The sequence below is a fragment of the Halohasta salina genome, assembly GCF_024178165.1.
Lineage (GTDB): Archaea > Halobacteriota > Halobacteria > Halobacteriales > Haloferacaceae > Halohasta > Halohasta salina.
Window position 1 is genome coordinate 566,858 of the sequence record NZ_JAMZIE010000002.1, and the last position, 16,776, is coordinate 583,633.

Below are 16,776 nucleotides of genomic sequence, written 5' to 3' on the forward strand. Positions count from 1 at the left end.
GTTTTGTTGTTGTCGGTGTCACTGAGTGAACATCAGTCATCGAGTTCGACCATCGTCGCCTCCAGTTTCGAGACGGAGGGGAACTCGTAGCCGGGCGTCCCGAGTGCGTCCGCTTGCGACCGCCCGTAGGCGTCCTCGGCTGCAGGCTTGAAACGAACGAGCCGTCGCTCGTCGTCGACGACCAAGGCCGGTTCCGGGAACTGTTCGATCAACCCTGTGGACAGCTCACGCCGCCGGTCGCGTGCGGCCCGGAGCTGCTCGCGGCGCTTCTCGTCTGGCGGTACGTCTGCCTCTAGGTTGTCTCGAAACACCATTTTGTTTCGTTTGTGTGGCGTCATCCCGGGTATCGAGGTGTTGAAACCCGATACGTCGATTCGATACCGGCTGCGATCCGTCTCCCAGCGCGATGAAGAGTGCCTCTGTGGAGTGTGGTGAGGGAGTATGGTGAGTGGAGTGTGGTGGGTTGTCGCCACCGGTTCGGTCCCCGAGTTGGGTCGGGGACCGCACCGACGGCGACCTGCTGGAGGCGGATCCCACCGACGGTGGCTCAGCGAACCGTGTTCGGCGCACCGGAACGGCGAGCCATGCAGCAAGCCCGTGTGTCGACGAGATCCGCTCGCCCGGCCATCCCGGAACGGTGGTGTAGGCTGCTCGCGGTTCGTTGTCCGAGGATATCGGAGAGGTGTGGACGTGCTTCCGTTCGCCTGCTCAGAACACCCCCGGCGAGACCACGTAGACGAACAACAGCGTCAGAAGGCCGGTCATCGTCGCGTAGTACGCCAGCGGGATCAGTTCGAGTCGGATGACCCGTCCCTCCTCGCCGACAAGGCCGACGACCGCAAGCGCGGCGACGACGTTGTGGATTGCGACGAGGTTTCCGATCGCACCACCGACCGCCTGAGCGCCGACGACGATCGTCCGCGAGACGCCCAGATCGGTCGCGATGTTGTACTGGAAGGTCCCGAAGAGGATGTCACTGACCGTGTTCGAACCAGCGAGGAACGCGCCGAAGGCACCGACCAGCGCCGCAAAGAACGGGTAGACGGCACCCGCGGCGTTGGCGGTTGCCTCCGAGAGAACGACCAGCATGCTGTCGATGCCGGCACTCTGGCCGGACTGAATCATGATCTGGACGGTCGCAACGGCGAATATGAGCGCGATCACTGCTGGGGTCACCTTTTCGGTCGACTCGATCCACGCGGCTTTGATCTCGGTGGTGTCCATCCCGTGGAGCGGGATCGTCAGTAGGTGGACGAACACGAAGATCGCACCGGGGAGATACAGCAGTGCGAAGTCGTTGCTCATCCCGGTCCCGAGGATGTCGGCCCACTCGAAGACGAGCGTCGACGTGAGGAAGGCCGTCAGCGGATCGATCACGCGTGTCAACACGAGCAGTCCGGCGAGGACGAGGTACGGCGTCCACGCACGTGGGAGCGACATCTGCTTCGAGTCGGCAGTCACGGTCCCGCCGTCGGTCGCGACGGCCACGTCACGACGGGTCGACTCGCCGGGCTGGATGTCACCGATCCAGTGATCCGGCCAGTCGGCTTTGGAGCCGAAGTCCCACGTCTCGTCGGGTTCGAGATAGCCCGCACGAAGCGCGGTCACGGTCACTGCCATGCCGACCATCGATCCGAACAGCCCCGGGAAGGTCGGTCCGAGGTACATGGCGGTCAGTATATACGGAACAGCGAACGAAGCCCACGCGAACATCGTCAGCGGCAGGACTTCCAGCGCCGGTTTGATCGATCGCTCTTCGCCGAAGAAGCGGGTCATCATCGCGACGCTGATAAAGGGGAGCACCATGCCGACGATGACGTGGTGTGTGGCCGCCCATAGGCCGATCTCGGCGACCCACTGTTCGACATTCATCCCTTCTGCGGCAACAGCTGCCGAAATCGGATCGGACGATTCGAAGATATCCTGCAGGCCGATGATGAGTGGCGTCCCGACGGCACCGAACGTGATCGCCATCAGGTTCCCCGTCAGTGCGACCACGACGGCCGCGAGTGGCGGGAATCCCAGGCCGACAAGCAGCGGGCCGACGATCGCTGCTGGCGTCCCGAACCCGGCCGCGGACTCGATGAACGAGCCCATCAGGAACACGAGCAGGACGACCTGGACGCGTCGATCATCGCTGATCGCGGTGAACCCCGCGTTGATGACGTCGAACGCGCCGGTCTGCTTGAGCGTATACAACAGCAGTATCGCGCCGAAGACGATCCAGAGGATGTTGGTCGCGGTGATCGCCCCGTTGATCGACGACGCGAAGATCCACCGTGGAGTCATGCTCCAACCGAAGTAGCCGACCGCGGCGGCCACCACCCACGCGATCGGCATCGCGCGTGTTGCCGACCAGTAGCGGCCGATCATCAGAAACGAGATGACCGCCAGCGGCAACACGCCCAGAATAATCTGGGTCGACGTCGCCATTACGGGCTCCTCCCTGCATTGGGGGTACGATCAACGAACTGCCGGTGCGACTCTGTCCATGCCAGTAGTTGTGGCATAGCAGCCCTATCTATTCTACATTATTTATACCCCATTAATCGTTTACCTCCCGATCGACCGCTACACTCGTGTGTAATAGACCGAAAACGGCTATTTCCAGACCGCTACCCGAGTAGCAGGCTTGCACGGTCGGAGGCCGAATACTGAACCGTCTGCTTCGTGGACGGCTCATACACTCGTATACACCCGCATTAACGTAGATTAACGCACACTTTCACACGTGTGTACACCAGTAAAGATGCACTAAAAAGTACGCCAGTGTACAAATATGCACACTACACCGGCGTTCGACGGCGATGGTAGTCTCGATCGAATGGGACCGTCGAGTGACGCCGCTGCTGCATGTCACCGATCGAGTCGACTGCTGTCCTCCAGTTTCGTCGTTCGGAATGGGACAGTACGAGATAGACAGCGGATTTTGGGACACTACTATAGTTGTCCCACGCTTCGAGCCGACGGAGCGTCCCCGGCCGAAGGCATAGTCGCATGGATCCCGCGTTGCGGTGCCCGGTCCGTCGGTCGCCGTCGACGGGATTGGGGAGATGATCGCTGGAGAGTCGAGGGCGGGTTCGAACAAACAGATCCGATACAAAACTGTGTGATCCGATCCAGTCGTCAGCAGTGTCTACTGGGCCCCTAAAAATATCTGCGAAACGAATGGTTCAACGTTACATCGTATAGCTGATGAGTTTGAGAACAGCATCGTTTTCTCGCGTGAAATCCCAGCCCGTTCGGTGACACGCGAGTGGTGACGAACGTGAGCGATCGGTGAGAAACAGTGCTTGAGACACGTCAGGTCCTCGTCGGCGTCGGCAAACCGTCTGGTCGAGTACCGTGTTTGCGGTCACCTCTGGGCCGATATAGAGCAGTTCGTTCGCGGATCGACTGCAGCGTACCGCCAGCATGGTTCGTCGACGGGATCGCCTCACCACCCGCCACGTGCTCCGAACGCCTGCTGAAGCCGGACCGTCGATCGGTCTCGTGAGTCCGGATTCGAAGCGGTGAATCGATTGCCGTCGACGGTCAATTTATCAAAAACTCGAATAATATTCGAAAATGAGGCGTCAGGCGGAAAGCGCAGAATCCGACCCTCGCGAGATCCATCGGTGTCGTGTCTTGGTCCACGACTCCCACCCGAGTTGGTCGACCCCACCGCTGCGGCGGTCGGTGTCGGGCAGCGGGCACTCGAAACCCAGTGCCCAGTGTTCGATCCGTCTCGGAACCCACCCGGAAGGTATGCTCACGAGGGAGACGGCGGCTGTGAGGCCGGAACGTCTCAGAGGAGGCTCGAGAGGGCTTCCAGCGAGTCGACCACGTGATCTGCCGGTTCCGCCTCGAGACGTCGATCAGTTCGGTCGACCAGTCCCGTGAGTACGAGGACCGTCGTCAGCCCGGCACGTCGTCCCATTTCGATGTCGGTCTCCGGGTTGTCGCCGATCACCATACAGTCTGCCGGATCCGTCCCGAGTCGATCGAGACTCACCTCGATCATCGGATCGTGTGGTTTGCCACAGATCTGATCGGGGTCACGGTCGGCCGCATACCCGATCGCTGCGAGCAACGCACCACAGCCGGGAATCGTTCCCGTATCGGTGGGCACTTTTCGGTCCTCGTTGGTCCCGATGAACGTCGCCCCGGACTCGATTGCTCGGAGGCCGTGTGTCAGTGTCTGGAAATCGAACGATCGGTCTTTACCGACGACCAGAACGTCGGCCTCGGCTGGATCCGCAGTCAGTTTCGTATCGGTGTGAGCGAACTCCTGATCCAGCGCCGTCGAGCCGATCGTCGAGACCGTTGCTGTGGGGTACTCCCTGCTGACGTAGGTGGCGGTCACCGATGCGCTTGTCAGGATGTCATCGACACTGGCCTCGATTCCGAGCGATGCGAGTCGCTCCTGGCAGGTCTCTCGTGTCTTTGTCGAGGAGTTCGTGACGAATACGATATCAACCCCCGCATCCCGGAGCAGTTCGATACCCTCCCGGGCACCCGGAATGACGGTTTGCGATCTGTACACCGTTCCGTCGAGATCGATAATGGCGCTCTCCATTGTGGCTGAGTAGTCGTCGATTCTCCGAGGTCGACCCCCTGTGGAATCCACGTTACAGTCCCGTGTATCGATTCGGCTGATAAAACGGATGGCATTTCGTGTGGACAGCAGGCGTGTACCTCGACGACAGTGAGACGAACGTTCTGGAGGCGGCTTCGAATCAGGGGTTGCAAAGCCGGATCACGCCGGGTCGCTACGCTGCAGGACCACGGTGAACACACTCCCCTCGGGGTCGTTGTCGCCGGACTGCGTCCGGTTGCTTGCGGAAGGCCGTTCGGCTCTGTCTTCGAGGACGACCTCGCCGTCGTACATCTCGACGAGCGTGTCGACGAGATACAGACCGATCCCGGAGCCGGAGCTTTCGAGTCCCATCTCGCCGCGGCCGAAGATCTCGTCTTTCTGACTGTCCGGGATGCCCGGCCCGTTGTCGGCAACCGCCACCGACACGGTCTCGCCGTTGTCTGTGACGGTAACGGTGATCTCCGGTTCCGGCTTGTCGTTGTGGGTGACGGCGTTGTTCAAGAGGTTCCGAAACACCGACGACAGGAGGTCTGTCGCAACGACCTCGAGCCCATCGTGGAGGTCACCCTCGACGGTGATCGTCGTGTTGTCGTACGCCGAGCGGGCCTTTTCGATTTCGTTCGTCAGGACGCTTTCGAGGTCGACCGGATGGAGTTCCGGCTCGCTGTCGCCTTCGAGCACATCGAGGAAGTCACCGACCGTCTCGGTGATGTTGGTGATGTGTTCGCCGGCGCTCAACATCCGGTCGAGATACGTCCGGCCCTCCTCGTCGACGTGGGCTTCGAGCCCGTCGCCCCACCCCAAGATCACGGCGACATCGTTGCGGATATCGTGGCGAACGACCTGATTCAACAGGGCCAACTCGGCGTTCCGCTGGCGGAGCTCCCGTTGCTGTTGTTCCCGCCGGATGGCATACCGGAGCGTCTGCTGGAGCAATCGAGGTGTCACGTCGTCCTTGACGAGGTAGTCTTGGGCCCCGTGTTCGACCGCGTCGATTCCGACGCGTTCGTCGTCGAGGCCGGTCATGACGACGACCGGGGCCGGCACACCGATAGCAAGCACTTCGTCGAGCGTCTCGACGCCGGAACTGTCGGGCAGCCCCAGATCCAAGAGGACGACGTCCACGTCCTCGGTGAGCGCAGTACGAGCGTCCGCGAGTCGGTCGACGTGGTCGACGGTCGGTTTGTCGGCGTCGATGTTCGGCCAGGACTGTTCGGCGAGGTATTCCGTTATGAGGCGGGCATCGGCTGGATTGTCCTCGACGAGGAGGACGCGTGTGAGTGCTGTGTTAGTCATTACTTGGTGATCGAGTGGCAGTCGCGATCCAGAAGTCGATGGTGGCGTGGATCATCCCGATGTAGTCGTCGGGATCCGCTGGCTTCGTGACGTAGGCGTTTGCTGATAGTTCATAAACGCGGTTGATATCCTCCGGGCTCTCCGAACTCGAGACGACGACAACGGGCACGTCCGGAAAGGCGGTCCCGTTGCGGATCGTCTCGAGTAGGTCGAACCCCGATTTACCTGGGAGGTTCAGATCAAGCAGTATTAAATCCGGGTGGTGTTCGAGGGTATCAGCCCCCATGGCCGTGAGACGTTCGGCCGCCTCCCGACCACTGTTGATGACCTCCAGATCGATCGGATGCTCGGTAGCGTCGACACCCTCTCTGACCAACCGAGCGTCTGCCGGGTTGTCCTCGACAACGAACACACGCGGGATCGACGAGTTGGCTGGCTTACCCATCAATACCCCCTCCTTCTGGGAGCATGATAGTAAATGTCGACCCCTCGCCCGGCTGGGAGTTCACCTCGATGTCGCCGCCGTGACGGTCGACGATCTTCCGACAGATCGACAGCCCGATCCCCGTGCCGTCGAACTCCTCGCGGGTGTGGAGCCGCTGGAACACCTCGAAGATCCCGTCTCGCTGATCGGCTTCGATCCCGATGCCGTTGTCGCTGACATCGACAGTGACCATCCCGTCGTGGCTCCGAACGGAGATGTCGACCTCGGGGTGGCCCCTGTTGTACTTGATGCCGTTGTCGATGAGATTCTGGAACAGTTGGGCGAGTTGGCTCGGATCACCCATGACCGTCGCCTCGGTTGTCGGCGTCGAGACGGCCGCGTCGGTTTCGGCGATCTTGACGCCGAGACTGTCGGTGACCCGCTTGAAGAGTCCCGAGAGTTCGACCGCCTCGAAGGATTCGCCGCGGGTATCGACCCGCGAGTAGGCCAACAGCGCCTGAATCATGTTCCGCATCCGGTCGGCTCCGTCGACCGCAAACTCGATGAACTCGGTGGCGTCACCGTCGAGGTCCTCGCCGTAGCGCCGTTCCAGCAGCGTCAGATAGCTCGATACCGTCCGGAGCGGCTCCTGTAAGTCGTGGGAGGCCGCATACGCGAACTGTTCGAGTTCCTCGTTGGACTGCTTGAGTTCGGCTTGCGTCTCGCGGAGGACCGTCTCGCGTTCGGCACGGGCAAGGGCGGCTTCGACGGTCGAGGACAGCACTTCAAGCAGGTTGAGATCCGTCTCGGAGAACGCCCGCGGTTCGACCGAGGCGGCGCACATGACGCCGTGGTCGCCCAGCGGCACGATGACCTCGGAGTTGAAGATCGTCTCCTCGTTGTGCAGCCCGTCGACTGTCTTGAGATCGTCATACTCCCGTAGCTCGCCGGCGTCGAATGCCTCCCAGGCGAGTGCCGTCCCGCGCTCGAAGACCGGTTGCTCGGGGATAGGCTCGTCGGGGGCGCTGGTTGCCCCCTCCGGAACGAGCACGTCGCGGTCGTCGTCGTACCACCAGACACCGACCATCGGCGTCTCAAGGATCGCGCGGGCACTCTCGACGGTGAGCGACGCGATCTGTGCGTTCGATGGCACGGCCATGAGCTGTTGGGCCGTCTCGTTGATCTCGTGGAGTTTCGTCTCGAAGGCCTCCGTCGACAGTTCGTGGCTGATCCACTGGACCAGGAGTTCCACGAACGCGCGCTCGGAGGGATCGAACTCGTGGTCGCGGCTGTGGCTATCGGCGAAACAGAGCGTGCCGTACCGGTCGCCGTCGACGGTGACGGTTCCACCGATGTAACAGCCGAGGTCGAACCGTTCGTCAGCGGGATCGCCCTCCCACCCCTCGGCGGCGGCATCCCGGATGGCGAGCGGGGTCGACTGCTGGATGGTCTTCCGGCAGTAGGACTCGGATAACGGAGCCGAAGCCCCCATCTGGATCCCGGGATGATCACCGATAGCCTGCATGACGTGTACTGTGTCGTCGTCGATACGGTTCAGAAAGCCGTACGGGAGCCCGAGCCGCTGGCTCCCGAGTTCCAGCAGCGCAGAGAGTTTGGCCTCGAACTCACGGTCGGTATCCGAGGCAATGGTGGTGAGTTCTCGGAGCGACTGCTCGCTTTCCCGAAGCGAGGCTTCGAGGCGTTTCTGCTCGGTGATATCGATCAGGTAACCGAGGAGGTGTGTGATCTCCTCCTCTGTTCTGATGACTTTGGTGTTGTCGGTCACCCAGCGTATCTCCCCATCGCGTGTGACCATCCGGTAGGGGTCGTGGGTAAACCGGTCCATGGACCCCTCGCTCGCCTCGCGTACCTCGCCGATGACGCGGTCGCGGTCGTCGTCGTGAATCAGATCGGTGTACGGAACGTCGCCGGAGCGGAGTTGCTTGGGCGTGTAGCCGAACGTTTCGGTGACGTTCTCGGAGACGTACTCGACGGGCCACCCCTCGTCGTGTTCCCATTTGAAGACGACCGCCGGCCCCTCGGCAAACATGTCCCGTTCCTCTTCGAGATGCAGTTTCGACTTCTTTTCCTCGGTGATATCGAGATGGATTCCAACAGCTCGCTGTGGGGTGCCGTCGTCGGCCCGGTCAACGATTTTCCCGACGCTTCTGATCCATCGCCACTCACCGCCCTTCGCCTGCATCCGGTGCTCAGAGTCGTATAGTTCGGTCTCACCGGCCATATGAGCCTGGAATGCGGCTTCAATATCGTCCATATCTGCTGGATGAACGCGGTTTTCCCACGTTTCGAGTCGCGGTTCGATATCGTCCAGCGAGAAGCCAAGCATCGACGCCCACTGGTCGTTGAACGTGACGGCATCGGTCTCCACATCCCAGTCCCAGACGCCGAGGTTCGCCCCTTCGACGGCCAGATCGAGTCGTTCTTTCAGTTCACGGAGTTCGGCTTCCCGCTCTCTGCGCTCGGTGATGTCCTGGAAAACGCCCAGTGCTCCGACGACGGTGCCGTCCTCGTCAAACTGTGGATCGCCGACCGCTCGCACCCACCGAACGCGGTCGTCCGCAGTGACGATCCGGAGTTCGAGGTCGTACGATTCGCCGTGCTCGACGAGTCGCTCGAAGGCAGCCTCGATCTCGGGTCTGTCGTCCGGATGGTAGAAATCGAGTCCGTCCTCGAGTTCGACCGACGTGTCGGTTGGGATCTCGTGGATCCGGTAGACCTCGTCGGTCCATCGCAGGGAGTCGGTTTCGAGGTCGACCTCCCAGCCGCCGATCGCGGCGCTCTCTTGGGCTGCCTCGATGAACTCCCGGCTCCGTTTGAGTTCCGCTTCGCGCTGTTTCCGCTCGGTGATATCCCGCGCAACAGCGATATATCGGTCGTTGCCACCGACCTCGACCTTGTTTACCCAGACCTCAACGGGGTACGTCTCACCGTTCTGTCGACGGTGTTCGCCTTCGACTTTGAGCGTGTCGTTGGGCTCTATCCCGGCCCAGATGGAGACGAGTTCCGACCGGTCGATTCCCGCCTCGAACTCGGCAACGTTCATCGACATGAGCGTCTCCCGGTCGTACCCAAGGGAGTCGGCGATGGTTTCGTTGATATCGAGCACGGTTCCGTCGGCATCGTGAATCACAATGCCGTCCGGAGAGTTGTCGAATAAGGCCCGAATCCGGCTTCGCTGCTGCTGGAGTTCCTGTTCCCGTTGTTTTTGTGCGGTAATATCTCGGTTCGTACAGATCAGCTCGCCACTGTCGAGGAGCGCGAGGCCGAGATCCTGTGTGACAGGGGTGCCATCCCGTTTTTTCCCGATGGTTTCGCCACGCCACGACCCGGTGTCGGCGAGTGCCGGAAACACCTCGGCTTCGAGCCGTTCGATCTCCTCGTCGGCGTAGAGGTCACGCCACTCGCGGCCGAGCAGTTCCTCGGGGTCGTAGTCGAAGATATCGGCGTGAGCTTGGTTCATATACACGTACTCGTCGTCATCGAGAATGGCGATGCCATCCATCGCCACCTCCATGGCCGCCGACTGGAGTTCGATCTCGGCGGTTCGCTCCTTGCGGTCGGTGATATCGGTCGCGATCCCGACCAGTCGACGCGCTGTATTCTCGCCAGCAAGCAGTTCGGCACGAGCCTCCACCCACATATACGTCCCATCCTCCTGCTTGATGCGGTACTCGACCTGCAGCGTGTCGCCGTCCTCGGTTGCCGTTTCGATTGAGTCCTGTACCGCAGGGATGTCATCGGGGTGGACGAGGTCGATGAACTCCGCGTAGGACCCGTCGGACGCGTCGGGGTCGAGACCGAACAGTTGTTCCATGGAGTCGGTCCAAGCCACCTCTTTAGTCTCCAGATTCAACTCCCAGACGCCCGCGTTTGTCGCCTCCAAGGCAACGTTGAGTCGCTGTGATGTCTCTTCGAGTTCCCGCCGCTGTTCGGTCATCTCGGTGATATCGGTTGCGACACCCAACACCGCCTCCGTGTCGTGGTCGACCGGATCGTACGGGATCTTGATCGTTTGTAGCATCACCGTTTCGCCGTCGGCTTTTGTCAGTGGCTCCTCGGGGATGTGTTTCGGCTCCCCCGAATCCATTACGGCGAGATCGTCCTGTCTGAACTGTTCGGCTTCGGCCGCCGAGGAGACGAAGTCAGCGTCGGTCGAGCCTTCGACGTCGTCGACAGTTGTGCCGTAGGCGTCGGCAATCGCTTGGTTCGCTAGGATGTATTCGTTGTGCCTATCTTTGGCAAACACCAACTGCGGTAACAGATCGATGATCTGGCGGAGTCGGTCACGGTTTGCGGCCGCCCGCTGTTTGTTCTGGTGTCGACTCAGTTCCTTGCCGACCCACTGGGCGAAGAGGCGCACAAGGGTTCGTTCACTCTCGGTGAACGGCTGCTTGCGTGCGGCTGCCTGCGAGAAATTGAGCGTGCCGTACCGCTCGCCGTCGACGACCACTGGCGTCCCGATGTACGATTCGAGGCCCTGAGTCCTGTAGGCCGGATGATCGCCCAGTTCGCTGTTTCCGGCGTCGGTCACAGCCACGAGTTCCTCGCTGTCGACGACGAACTCACAGAACGTTTCGCCGAGGTCGAACTGCTCGCCCGGCCGAATGCTGTCGTCGGATGCGTCGACCTGTTCGACGGTGTACTCGGTGTCTTCGATCGCCGAGAGAATCCCGATATCGAGCCCTAAATGCTCACAGCCGAGTTCGAGCACCGCACCGATCCGCTCGTCGACCGACCGATCGTCGTCGGTCGAGATATCGTGGAACGTCTGGAGGGCATCGTTGTGGGCTTCGAGCGTTTCTTCGTACTCGATCCGTGCGCTGACGTCTCTGACCGAGCCGAGGAAGGCCAGCGTCTCGCCGTCCGGCCCTTTGAGCGAGGTCCCGAGGGTCTCGCCGACAAACGTCGTGCCGTCGGCCCGTTCGTACTCGACCCGATACGTCTCCTCACGCATGGGGGCGTCTTTATTAAATCGCTGGTCTCCCTGACGATCGTACTCGTCGTTGTCCGCATACAACAGACGCGTCCGTTCGCCGAGGACGTCGCTGGCGTCGTAGCCGAAGAGTTGTTCTGCCGCAGGGTTGAAATCCGTGATCCGACGGTCGGTGTCGGCGACGACGAGGGCGTCTTCGGTCTCCTCGAAGACGGTCTCGAACAGTCGACGTTGCCGCTGAATATCGAGTTGCGTGCCGCGTTCGTCGGTGATATCGTCGAAGCAGGCTGTCGCACCCTCGCTGTCGGGATAGATGCGGGTTTCGAACCAGCGGTCGCGTTCCTTGTCGTAGCGTTCGAACCGGGTCGGCGTCCCCGTCGACATCGCCTCTTGGACCTGCTCGCCGACGACCGTCTCGGTAATATCCGGTACCATCTCCCAGAGGTCTTCGCCGAGCAGTTCGTCGGGTGTGTGGTCCAGCATCGTCGCCGCCTGGTCGTTGACGAACGTGATCTGCCAGTCGTCGTCGAACGCACAGATCGCCTCCTCGACGCGACCTAGGACGCGCTCGGTCGAGGTTTCACCGAGGGCATGGATCCGCGAGTCAGCACTCATTGGGGGCTCCCAACGGCGACGCGTTCGAGCGTTTTGGCGTCGACCTCCTCGAACGTCCCGTCGCTGGCTTCGAGTTCGTCGAGTCGGCTCCGGAGCCGTTGATACAGGTCGTGTGTTTCGAGTGTGTCGTCGGGGTACTCGGCTCGCAGCAGTCCGATTTTGGACTTGAGCCCGAGATACTCCTGCAGTTCCGTACTGTAGGTCCGACGCTCGAAGAGGTCCGCAACCACCGATCGCAGTTCGTCCCGGCGGACGGGTTTGGTGAGATACTCGTCGAACCCCATATCGAGAAGGTCGAGGTCGACGTCCTCGGAGGTCACCACGACGACGCGAATGTCGTACCGCTGAGACCGGATCCAATCGAGAACCTCACCGCCAGAGAGCCCCGGCATTCGCCGGTCGAGGACGACCACGTCGACATCGGTATCGAGGTTTCGGAGCGTCTCCTCGCCGTCGCCGGCCGTCCGGACGGTGTAGTCGTCCTCCAGCCACGCGGAGTGCATCGTGTTGACACGCTTGTTGTCGTCGGCGACCAACACGACCGGTTCGGTTTCGGGCTCGGCGAGATGGGTTTCGCCCCAGTCGGCGAGCGACTGGATGACGGCGTTGAGTTCTTCGCCCCGCTCGGTCAGCGTGTAGTTGACCCGCAGTGGGCTCTGGCTGACCTCCCGGCGCTCGATGATCTCGTACTCCCGGAGTTCCGCCAGCGCGTCGGTCAGCACTTTCGCCGAAACGCCATCGAGCCGCCGTTCGAGGTCGCTGAACCCCTGGCCATCGGTGCCCGACAGACACCGGACGAGAGCCGGATGCCACTTCTTTGAGAGCAGAGAGACGCTGTCGAGAAGCGAGTCCGGCACCACCGGCGTCTCGCGTGCGTGAGAATCCGTCATACACATACTTCTACGTATCAGAATATAAGGACTCTGCCGGATACTGTGCCCACTCGAACCAGAACCGTGTGATCGAACGGACGAGGTCGACGTACTCCTCGGCCGTGTGTGGAGTTGTGACGTACGCGTTACCGCCGGCTTCGTATGTCGGTTCGACACCGGTGTCGTTCGGATCAAGGACGACGACTGGCACCGTTTCGAGGCGGGGACTGGATTTGATCGCGTGGAGGACGGTCATCCCATCGGGCAACTCGAAGTCACACTGCAGTAAGACGAGATCCGGTCGTGGATACGCCGTCGGTGACTCGCTGGCGGCTGTGAGCCGCCGGATGGCCGCTCGACCGTCTGCGACGACGTCGATGTCGACCGGGCGAGTGCACTCGGCGTCACACGTAGCCTCGAGGTCGACCGTCGGAGACCCCACAAACAGCACTGTAAGCTCGGTGTGATCCTGCCGGAGAGTGGCGGTTTGTGACATCAGAGCCCACCGTTGTACCGATCATTGGTCGTACATCTCATAATCGAGCTACCGACACGAGGCACATATGTTGTTGCTAACGTTCAGGATAGTAGCCTACTTACGTTCGCGTAAGTACCCTGCTTACCCAACAGTTTGTCGGAACTTATGATAGTACGGATACGACGAAATACTATGCTTGAGAGGGTGAACATAAGTGGCGCCGACTTGCGGCCGAAGATCGTCCTTGCGTTCGTCGTCGTCGCGCTTCTTGTGGGGGTAACTGGTGCGGTGGGGTACTATTCGGTGGGGACCGTCGACGACCAAGCTCATCACATTGCGGACGACGGCTACAAGATGGACGCAACGTCGGAAATGATCTTCGCGGTCGAGACACAGCAGGAGGCGATACTCCACGCCCAACTCGGCCACACCCAGCAGGCCGAACGGATGTTCACGGAGGGAGACGATCATTTCGAGGAGAAGGGCGTCGGCGCGTTCGAATCGTATGAAACGAGTGCTGCGGAGAGCCAACAGCTCTCGTCGATTAGTGAACTGCATGATGAGTACGACGCTGTCGCTGCCGAGTTCTTCGAGGCCCAAGCAGCGGGCAACACGGACCTCGCCGCGCAAAAAGCCACCGAGGCCGAAGCGATCAGTGCCGAACTCGAAACGACTGCACGAGAACTGAAAACACAGGAACAGACCGACCTCGCCCAGCAGGTCGCCAGTGCCGACGAAACGACGCGAACGGCCCAGATCGAGATGATCGGGCTGACGCTCGCAGCGTTCGTCGTTGCGATCGCTATCGGTCTCTTCGTGGCCAAACGTCTCACTGATCCGATAACCCAACTGTCGGAGGCGGCTCTGGCCGCCAGTGAGGGAGACCTGACCGTCGACATCGATGACCACGTTGAGGACGACGAACTCGGGCGGATGGTCGACGCGTTCACCGAGATGCAGGCAAACGTGCGTGACATCTTCGCCGAACTCGAAGCCGTGAGCCGGGGGCTCGCAACCGGGAACCTCGAGCGAGACCTCGACACCGATTACCCCGGGACGTACGGACAGCTCATGATGAATCTCGACGGGGCGACTGACCAGCTTGACGACAACTTCACCGAAATCGAGCGTGCCAGTGACAACCTCAGCGACAAGAACCTCGACCAGTCCATCGAGACCGACAAACCAGGACGTTACGGTGCTGTGCTGCGGTCGCTTGACGAGGGGATTACACAACTGAGCGAGAGTCTCGCGACCGTCACAGAGATCGCTGACGACGTTGCCGAATCCAGCGAAGTGACCGCAACCAACTCCGAACGAGTCGAAGCGGCGAGCAACGAGGTTGCCGCCTCTGTCACCGAAATCCAGGCCGCAAGCGAGGAGATCGCCGACTCCGTCGAGGAGATCAGTGCCGGTGCCGACGAGCAAAACGACGACCTCCGAGGCGTAGCCAGCGAGATGAACGAGATGTCGGCGACCGTCGAAGAGATCGCCGCCTCTGCAGAAGAAGTGAGTATGACTGCCGCAACTGCTGTCGACCGCAGCCAAGCGGGCCAGCGGTCCGCTGCCGCCGCAACCGAGGAGATCACGGCCATCAAATCACAGGCCGACACGGCAGCCACACGGGTCGAAACGCTCGATGAGAAGATAGACGAGATCGGCGAGGTCGTCGACCTCATCACGGACATCGCCGAACAGACGAATCTGCTGGCGTTGAACGCCTCGATCGAGGCCGCCCGCGCTGGCGATGCTGGCGACGGATTCGCAGTCGTCGCCGACGAAATCAAGGGCCTCGCTGAGGAAGTCGGAGCGGCTACCTCCGAGATCGAAGCCGAGATCGAGGATATTCAGTCGACGACAGCCGAGACGGTCGAGGGGATGGAGACGATGACCGAACGCGTCGACCGGGGCTCCGAGACCATCGAGACTGCCATCGAGATGTTCGACGAAATCGCACGCGCCGTCGGCGAGGCCGAATCCGGCGTCCAAGAGATCTCCATCGCGACCGACGACCAGGCGGCATCCTCGGAGGAAGTCGTCGCCATGGTCGACGAAGTAGCGACAGTGAGCGAACAGGCTGCAACCGAAGCTGGCACCGTCTCGGCGGCGACCGAAGAGCAAACGGCGTCGCTGTCGGAGGTCGCCGACACTGCCGCCCACCTCTCGACGCTCTCGGATGCCTCGACTGCCGAAGCGCTCGCGGAGCTTTCGAGGACGCTCCGCGAGCAGGTCGGGGCGTTCGAACTCCAACCCACGCCAGTCGACACACCGAGCACACCGCCGACGGTCGAAGCCACCGCGAGTCAGCAGCCCGCTCCGGCGGAGACGGATGGGGGTCAGCGCCCGAGTTCCCGCCGGACCACCGACCAGTGATCGACCCGGCGGAGAGAACGTCGACGTACCCGGTCGGGGTTGTACTCCGCTGTCGTCCTACCGTCCAGTGCCGGATGCGTGGTGACTGGGTAGCTGTAGACTGACGCACGTCCCATCGTCTGTTACGTCGACCGATACATCGCCACCCACCTGCGTGACGAGCATCCGAACCATCCAGACACCGAGTCCCTGGCCATGGTTCAGCGGGGTTTCTTCGCCGGTTTCGAGCACTTCGGCCTCCATCTCCGGCATTCCGGGGCCGTTGTCGTCGACGTCGATTTCGACCCAGTCGTCGGCGGGGCGAGACAGACGGACTGCAACGTGCGGATCCGAATGGTCAGTCGCTTTGATTGCGTTGTCGATCAACTCTCGCAATGCCCCTCTGATGGTGGCTGGAATCCGAACGGGATCCACGTCGGCTGTATTCACGTCGATAGTTGCGTCGGGGTACGCGTCTCTTCGTGACGAGACCAGCTCGGACACGAGTGGGAGTAGGTCTGTGACTGCCTCAGTCTTCTGCTGTGATCGCAACGCTCGTTCGATCTGTTTTAGATCGCCGTTCATCTTTTCCCATTTGTTGAGGATCCGTTCGATCCGCTCGTAGTAGTCGGCCCGCTTGTCGGCGTCGTCTTCCGTCGACAGAACCTCCGTCCAGCCACGGAGCTTCATCAGGTCGTTCCGCATATTGTGCCGCATCACACGCTGGATCACCTCTAAATGCTGGCGCTGCTGTTGGAACGCCGTGATATCACGGCCTTCGGCAATAAGCAGCGCCACCTCGCCGTCGTCGTTGGTCGCTGGTCTGAGTGAGAAGTCGATGTGTGCGATGCCGTCTTTCCCGTGAACATCTATTTCGAACCGGACGAATTCGCCGTCGGCTGCACGGTCGACTGCGTCTCGAACGCGATCGTTGACGTCTCCGGGCTGGGTCCACCACGGTGCTTCCGACAGCGCGGCGCCGACGATCTCCTCGGGGCCGTAGGGAACGAAGTTAATGACGGTATCGTTCCCCTCGATAATCGTTCCGTCGGGGCGTACCAGCCCGGTAAACTGGAACGTCCCGTTGAAAACCGCCTCCAGCCGCCGGGCCCGCTCTTTATCTTTGGTCACGTCTCGCAGATACAGCAGCATCCCGTTGACGGCATCCTCGGCCATCATGTTTTGACACCGCCCGTCGATGTTTAG

The 16,776-nt window shown here is 61.3% G+C and carries 10 protein-coding genes; 1 reads left to right on the top strand and 9 read right to left on the bottom strand.

From position 1 onward, the window contains the following. Positions 1-32: 32 nt before the first annotated feature. From NKJ34_RS06880 to NKJ34_RS06915, 8 genes are all read right to left on the bottom strand, one after another. Complete coding sequence (locus NKJ34_RS06880) at positions 33-314, bottom strand: PAS domain-containing protein (RefSeq protein ID WP_253737542.1); 282 nt, start codon at positions 312-314, stop codon at positions 33-35. Between the two features lie 394 nt (positions 315-708). Next, positions 709-2,433: an L-lactate permease gene (locus NKJ34_RS06885; protein ID WP_253737543.1), complete on the bottom strand. Its 1,725-nt coding sequence runs from the start codon at positions 2,431-2,433 to the stop codon at positions 709-711. Between the two features lie 1,354 nt (positions 2,434-3,787). Continuing rightward, complete coding sequence (locus NKJ34_RS06890; RefSeq protein WP_253737544.1) at positions 3,788-4,558, bottom strand: HAD-IIA family hydrolase; 771 nt, start codon at positions 4,556-4,558, stop codon at positions 3,788-3,790. A gap of 180 nt (positions 4,559-4,738) precedes the next feature. Then, positions 4,739-5,875, bottom strand: coding sequence for a hybrid sensor histidine kinase/response regulator (locus tag NKJ34_RS06895; RefSeq protein WP_253737545.1), 1,137 nt, complete (start codon positions 5,873-5,875; stop codon positions 4,739-4,741). Next, entirely contained in the window at positions 5,868-6,320 is a 453-nt protein-coding gene (locus tag NKJ34_RS06900) for a response regulator (RefSeq protein ID WP_253737546.1), read from the bottom strand. The genes NKJ34_RS06895 and NKJ34_RS06900 overlap by 8 nt, the downstream gene beginning before the upstream one ends. Then, the gene (locus tag NKJ34_RS06905) at positions 6,313-11,868 is read right to left on the bottom strand and encodes a PAS domain S-box protein (protein WP_253737547.1); all 5,556 of its coding nucleotides are present in this window, start codon (positions 11,866-11,868) and stop codon (positions 6,313-6,315) included. The genes NKJ34_RS06900 and NKJ34_RS06905 overlap by 8 nt, the downstream gene beginning before the upstream one ends. Further along, positions 11,865-12,758: a winged helix-turn-helix transcriptional regulator gene (locus tag NKJ34_RS06910; protein WP_253737548.1), complete on the bottom strand. Its 894-nt coding sequence runs from the start codon at positions 12,756-12,758 to the stop codon at positions 11,865-11,867. The genes NKJ34_RS06905 and NKJ34_RS06910 overlap by 4 nt, the downstream gene beginning before the upstream one ends. Before the next feature lie 10 nt (positions 12,759-12,768). Next, positions 12,769-13,236: a response regulator gene (locus tag NKJ34_RS06915; RefSeq protein ID WP_253737549.1), complete on the bottom strand. Its 468-nt coding sequence runs from the start codon at positions 13,234-13,236 to the stop codon at positions 12,769-12,771. Positions 13,237-13,410: 174 nt separating this feature from the next. Here NKJ34_RS06915 and NKJ34_RS06920 point away from each other — a divergent pair, with 174 nt between their 5' ends. Beyond that, on the top strand, positions 13,411-15,591 hold the full coding sequence (locus NKJ34_RS06920; RefSeq protein WP_253737550.1) for a methyl-accepting chemotaxis protein: 2,181 nt from the start codon (positions 13,411-13,413) through the stop codon (positions 15,589-15,591). 57 nt (positions 15,592-15,648) lie between these two features. On the opposite strand, the gene NKJ34_RS06925 is transcribed toward NKJ34_RS06920, so the two are convergent. Next, entirely contained in the window at positions 15,649-16,749 is a 1,101-nt protein-coding gene (locus tag NKJ34_RS06925) for a sensor histidine kinase (protein ID WP_253737551.1), read from the bottom strand. Between the last annotated feature and the right edge of the window lie 27 nt (positions 16,750-16,776).

Excerpts from the sequence above, each read along its gene's own strand:
- NKJ34_RS06880 (WP_253737542.1), bottom strand. The coding sequence starts at position 314 with ATGGTGTTTCGAGACAACCTAGAGGCAGACGTACCGCCAGACGAGAAG.
- NKJ34_RS06885 (WP_253737543.1), bottom strand. The coding sequence starts at position 2,433 with ATGGCGACGTCGACCCAGATTATTCTGGGCGTGTTGCCGCTGGCGGTC.
- NKJ34_RS06890 (WP_253737544.1), bottom strand. The coding sequence starts at position 4,558 with ATGGAGAGCGCCATTATCGATCTCGACGGAACGGTGTACAGATCGCAA.
- NKJ34_RS06895 (WP_253737545.1), bottom strand. The coding sequence starts at position 5,875 with ATGACTAACACAGCACTCACACGCGTCCTCCTCGTCGAGGACAATCCA.
- NKJ34_RS06900 (WP_253737546.1), bottom strand. The coding sequence starts at position 6,320 with ATGGGTAAGCCAGCCAACTCGTCGATCCCGCGTGTGTTCGTTGTCGAG.
- NKJ34_RS06905 (WP_253737547.1), bottom strand. The coding sequence starts at position 11,868 with ATGAGTGCTGACTCGCGGATCCATGCCCTCGGTGAAACCTCGACCGAG.
- NKJ34_RS06910 (WP_253737548.1), bottom strand. The coding sequence starts at position 12,758 with ATGACGGATTCTCACGCACGCGAGACGCCGGTGGTGCCGGACTCGCTT.
- NKJ34_RS06915 (WP_253737549.1), bottom strand. The coding sequence starts at position 13,236 with ATGTCACAAACCGCCACTCTCCGGCAGGATCACACCGAGCTTACAGTG.
- NKJ34_RS06920 (WP_253737550.1), top strand. The coding sequence starts at position 13,411 with ATGCTTGAGAGGGTGAACATAAGTGGCGCCGACTTGCGGCCGAAGATC.
- NKJ34_RS06925 (WP_253737551.1), bottom strand. The coding sequence starts at position 16,749 with ATGATGGCCGAGGATGCCGTCAACGGGATGCTGCTGTATCTGCGAGAC.